Below are 5,746 nucleotides of genomic sequence, written 5' to 3' on the forward strand. Positions count from 1 at the left end.
CAGCAGGAGGTTTCGGCAGAGATCGAAGCCGCCGAGCGCGAACTGGAGCTCATGCGCCAGGAAGGCGAAGCCGAAGAGATGGCAGCCGAGTAACCTGCTCCTCAATCGCTTCCACCAACCAGAAGGACCTCGCGAAAGCGAGGTCCTCTCTTTTTTACCGTTTGCGCGGCTCCTCGTTCCTGGCCTTTGAGGTCCAGCGCCTTTTTCTGTCCATCGACCCCGGGCAACCGCTTGCAATCAGGGAATTGTCGCGCTGGTCAGGTTGGACGGAGGGCTTTCAATCCCCAGGGTATCAACGCTTTTCACGACATAATGGTAGGTCATTCCGCTCTGGACTTGAACGTCCAGGAAAGTGTTTTGGGTAACAAGCGTCGGGCTTATCAGTTGAAACGAAGTGCCACCGTCTGAAGATCGATAGATTCGGTACCCAGCTAAGGGGTCGCTGGAGAGCGGGGCGTCCCAGGATAAAGCAACCTGATGGGACGTTCCTGTGCCACTCAGTCCGATTTCGACCGTGCCATTGGTCGAAGAGTTAGACGTAATTCTCACCTGACCTGTCGCTGCACCTGTCGTTAAGGGATCGAATTGCAGACTCAATGTCATCGTCTGGCCAGGATCTAATGTGACGGGGAATGTAGTTCCGGACATTGTGAATCCTTGGCCTGTCGTTGTCGCAGTGCTGATGGTGACTGGTGCAGTGCCTACTGACGTCAAGGTCAAAGCCTGGGTTGCCGATGTGTTTACGTGGACAGAGCCGAAGGCTAAGCTTGTTGAATTGATGCTCAGAGCCGGCGTGCCGGCATTCGGCGATTCTCCGGAGTGCGCATTGTTGCGAACAAAGAAGGCTTGGCATCCAGAGAGAGCCACGCTGCAGATCGTTATCGCGAGCAAACTGGAGCAACAACGGCCGTAGCAGAAAAGTTGAGCGCCGCCTCGTCGATGAGGGCGATCTTGTCGCGAACGACCATCACAGGGAACAGCGTCGTATTGCCGAGATTGCGTAGTCCATGGGGAGCGAACGGAGATTTCGTGCACTGAACCGACCTTTGAAGTGATTTTGCAGACTCAACTTCTTCTGGCCCGTGGCCCTCTTGACGCAAATTGGACATAGAAAATTTCAGCTAATCCCAAGGAGTCCGCTGTGATGAATATCACAGGGATTCAGGATTGTTCGGGGACTGCCGCCTTCATAATCTCAATCGTTGGACAAGCTGGCGCTACTTGAATCTTACGTTGTGAAGGTTACGGATAACTGAGGAAATCTCGGCCGTCTCACGGCAGCCGAGTAAACCTGCTTCTCAATCCCTTCTGGTTAGTGCGCTCCCGCAATTGCAAATCCCGACGCGAAGAGGTCAGGAAGGCTCACAGGCTTGCTAACGAAATGCCGGATTCAGCGCCGGCGCCGGCCAACCTGAACCACAAAGCCCTGTCATCTTGAGCGGAGCGAAGCGCAGTCGAAAGATCCGCGGTTGCTTTTCGAACCCGCTCGACCGACTTCCAACGAAAGGCCTCTCTAGGCAGAATACTTCGGCGCGTCATATGATCACTTATCCACGACGGGAGGATGGATGAACTTCTGGCTACAGGATCTCCGCGTCGCCTTTCGTATGCTTCGCAAGAATGTGGTGTTGACTCTGGTGATTTTGGCCTCGCTTGGCATTGGAATCGGCGCCAATTCCGCGATCTTCAGCGTGGTGGACGCCCTGCTGTTGCGTCCGCTCCCGTATCCGCATCCAGACCGTCTGGCCGCTGTGTGGCTTCACTCTCCCGGAATCGGAATTCTGCGTGATTGGCCGTCGCCGGGCGAGTACATCGACCTCCAGAATCAGAACCATTCGTTCGAACAAATGGCCATCGCGCAGAGCCGTACATTCACATTGACCGGCCGCGAACAACCGGAGAGGGTTGATGCGCTCAGCACCCAGTCGAGCCTCCTTACAATGTTCGGTGCAAAACCGTTGCTTGGCCGCACCTTGTTGCCGGAAGAGGACACACCCGGCAGATCGGGCGTAGCTGTTCTCAGCTACGGAGCCTGGCAGCGGTTATTCAATTCGGACCCGACAATCGTCGGGAAGAGCATTACGCTTAACGGGAAGTCATTCACAGTTGTTGGCGTACTCAATCGGCGCTTCATGCTCAACGCGGAAGTGATGCCGTCGGAAGGGCCAATGGACAAAGTGGACATGTTTCTACCTTTGCCCTTGGGACCGGACGCTGCGCAGCGCCGAGGCGACGAAAACTACAACATCGTTGTCCGCCTCAAGCCCGGCGTCACCGTTCAACAAGCACAGGCAGACATCAACGTCATCGCCAACGGCATCCGCATCAAGGATAAGCGCGATGCCAGCTTTGGTATGGATGTGATCGGATTGCAGCAGCAGGTCGTCGGAGACGTCAGGCGTGCTTTGCTCGTGCTGCTCGGTTCCGTATCGCTCGTTCTGCTGATCGCATGTGCCAACGTGGCGAATCTTCTGCTGGCCCGTGCGGCGGGTCGCGAAAAGGAAGTTGCGGTGCGCGCGGTGCTGGGAGCGAGCTGGCAGCGCCTGGCGCGTCAGTTGTTGACAGAGAGCATTCTGCTGGCACTGCTGGGTGGAGTGGCCGGATTGCTGGTGGCGCGGGTGAGCCTTCTGGCCGTACGCACGATGAATCCCGGGAATGTTCCGCGGCTGGATGAGATTGGGATCAATGGAACCGTGCTCGCTTTCACATTTGGCCTTTCGCTCGCGACGGGCGTACTTTTCGGCCTGGCGCCGGCATGGCGGGCCATCAAACTGGATCCGAATTCATCGCTGAAAGCAGGGGGCCGCAGCGGACGGGGCGATGGGGGTCTATACCTCAAACGGCACCGCTTACGCGGCTTGCTTGTGGCATCAGAACTCGCGCTTTCGGTGGTTCTGCTGATCGGCGCCGGACTGCTGATCCGCAGCTTTGTTCGGTTGCAGAGCGTAGATCCGGGCTTTACCGCGAACAATGTGATGAGCATGGCAGTTGTCGTGAGCGACCCCAAGTACCGCGACGATAAAATCATGGCCGGCTTCTACCGCGAAGTCGAAACCCGCATCGCCCATTTGCCGGGAGTGGTAGCAGAAGGCGCTATTTCGGCGCTCCCGCTCACCGGAACGATAGGATGGGGTGGAATCAATGTCGAGGGATACACTCCGCCGCCAGGTCAGGAGTTGCAAGTCGATCATCGCATTGCAAGCGTGGACTATTTCCCGGCAATGCAGATTCCTTTGATCTCCGGCCGCTTGTTCTCGGATCAGGACAACCTCGAAACGTCGCAGGTCGCCATCATTGACCAAAAATTCGCGCAGCGATTCTGGCCACACAATGACGCTGTCGGAAAACATCTCTGGTTCGATCCGAAAAAGCCCATCACAATTGTTGGCGTCGTGGGAGTGGTCAAACAATACGGTCTGGATACCGACGGCAAGATCGCAGCTTATTTCCCGTTGCAGCAGGATCTCGACCGAGGTACCTTCCTGGTGGCGCGGTCCGCTTCACAGAACCCGGACCTCTCGGAGGCCATGACCCGGGAGATCCACGCGGTCGATCCCACTGCGGTGGTCTATGGGGTTCGTAGCATGCAGGACCGGTTGTACGATTCGATGGCGCGCCAGCGCTTCTCCAGCACGATGCTGGGGGCATTCGCGTTGTTCGCGTTGCTGCTGTCGGCCGTGGGTCTGTACGGCGTCATGTCGTACCTGGTCACGCAGAGCACACACGATATTGGCATTCTGGTCGCGCTGGGTGCGCGGCGCGAGAACATCCTTGCGCTGGTCGTCCGGCAGGGGATGCAATTGACGCTGATCGGCATCTTCGCTGGGCTGATAGGCGCGGTCGCCCTCACGCGCGTGATCGCGAGTCTGTTGTTCGGCGTGAGTGCCACGGACCTCGGAACGTTCCTGACGGTGCCTGCATTGCTGGCCGTGGTCGCATTCGCGGCGACGGTCATCCCTGCGTGGCGAGCCAGCAGCGTGGACCCGATGGTAGCTTTGCGCGAGGAATAGGCGCTTTCTCGCTGAGTTTTCGATCGGCAAAGCCGTGAGAGACTATTCGATAGAGTTGATATCGATTTCGGTTCTGAAACCAGGGAACGGGTCTCCACTCACATCGGACCAGCACAGAAACCAAGACGCGCGCTCACCCGCTGTCAAGTGCGCCCTCGCCCCCAAACCATCCAACATGCACATTTCAAACGTGGAAAACATCTGCGCGTTTTGCATGCAGTTTCCCCTCTCCGGCGCACAATCAGAGGTGTTGGAGTATCTGATGCCCACGCGCCACAACCCTCGCAATCCCTTCGGTGGTCCATCCGGGAGCCTGCTGTCAGGCATGTCCCGGTCCGTACCACCCCCCACCCCCTCCCCCCTGTGAAACTGTGAAGCCCACCTTCGCACGCCTCTAAACCGTGCAGTATCATTTGCTCTTTCGCTGATATCCCACAGCTTCACAGTTCCTGTGAAACTGTGAGCCCAGACTCATCGACATTCCGCTCAAAAAATTTTGAAGCTGGTCAATCTCCATCGAACTTGCAAGTCTCTGCTGAAAGAGAGCTTCGGCGCCGCGCGTCTATTTGCCGGCAAAGAGCCCACTGTGCTGTGCGTCAAATCACAACCTTCTTTATTTCGGCCTGATCAACATCGTGCTAATATCAACACAAATCAAGACAATTCAATTTGAGCGGTAACCAGAATTGCCTGTAGCTGCATCTATATCCGAATTCCCGGTGATCCGTCCCAGCGCGGCCAAGCCGCCGATGCTGATCGAGCGGACCCAGCCGGTGCTCGACAAGCTATCCCGCACGCTCGGCGAGCCCATCATCACCTACTGGAATTCCAACAAGGGCTCCATCTGCCAGAACGACGTCGCTGGCCTCTACGCATTGCTGCGCAAACTCGGCACCATTGAGCGCCTCACGCTGTTTGTGAAATCTGACGGCGGTTCCGGTCAGGCCTCATTGCGCATGGTCAACCTTCTGCGCCGCTACGTGAAGCACCTCACGGTACTTGCTCCGCTCGAGTGCCAATCCGCCGCGACCATGCTGGCGCTGGGTGCCGATCGCATCCTGATGGGACCTCTGGCGCACCTCTCGGCCGTCGACACATCGCTGACCCACGACCTTTCGCCCATCGATCGCGACAACGACCGCGTCAGCGTCAGCAACGACGAACTGCTCCGCGTCATTCGCCTCTGGACCGAGCAGGCCAAGGACTCGACCACCAATCCGTACGAATCGCTTTTCCCGTACGTGCATCCACTGGTCATCGGCGCAGTCGATCGTTCCAGCGCTCTCTCAACGCGCATCTGCGAAGAGATCCTGTCGTATCACATGGACGACAAGGAACGCGCGCGCGAAATCAGCAACAATCTCAACGCCGGTTACCCATCGCATAACTACCCAATCACATTGCGCGAAGCGAAGCGAATCGGCCTCAACGTCGAAGCCATGGACGACAGCATCAACGCACTGCTCTTCGAGTTGAACGAGATTTACTCCGAGATGGGCGAGAGCGCGACCACCGATTTCGATGAGAAAAACTCGCATGACAACAGCATCATCAAGGTAATGGAAGCCAGCGGATCGCTGATCTACTACCAGCTCGACAAGGATTGGCACTACCGCAGCGAGGAACGCCGCTGGGTGGCTCTGAACGAGAAGAGCCAGTGGCGTAAGGCCGAACTGGTCAAAGGCAAAGTGACGATCTCACAGCTGCACGTACGCTGACGAGCGGACCGCATTTTT

General features: G+C 57.3%; 3 protein-coding genes. 2 read left to right on the plus strand and 1 reads right to left on the minus strand.

The window, feature by feature from the left end:
* Window positions 1–237: 237 nt before the first annotated feature.
* Complete coding sequence (locus WA354_RS09575; protein ID WP_472812782.1) at window positions 238–1,035, minus strand: choice-of-anchor D domain-containing protein; 798 nt, start codon at window positions 1,033–1,035, stop codon at window positions 238–240.
* A 533-nt stretch (window positions 1,036–1,568) separates the two neighbouring features.
* Here WA354_RS09575 and WA354_RS09580 point away from each other — a divergent pair.
* Window positions 1,569–4,010, plus strand: a complete 2,442-nt coding sequence (locus WA354_RS09580) for an ABC transporter permease (protein WP_472812783.1) — start codon at window positions 1,569–1,571, stop codon at window positions 4,008–4,010.
* Between the two features lie 719 nt (window positions 4,011–4,729).
* Window positions 4,730–5,728 carry a hypothetical protein gene (locus WA354_RS09585; RefSeq protein ID WP_472812784.1) on the plus strand — a complete coding sequence of 333 codons (999 nt, stop codon included), beginning with the start codon at window positions 4,730–4,732 and terminating at the stop codon, window positions 5,726–5,728.
* The last annotated feature ends 18 nt before the right edge of the window (window positions 5,729–5,746 follow it).

The sequence above is a fragment of the Occallatibacter sp. genome, assembly GCF_049802275.1.
GTDB lineage: Bacteria > Acidobacteriota > Terriglobia > Terriglobales > Acidobacteriaceae > Telmatobacter.

Bases quoted from the DNA above. Each gene is read 5' to 3' on its own strand.
- WA354_RS09580 (WP_472812783.1), top strand. From the start codon at position 1,569: ATGAACTTCTGGCTACAGGATCTCCGCGTCGCCTTTCGTATGCTTCGC.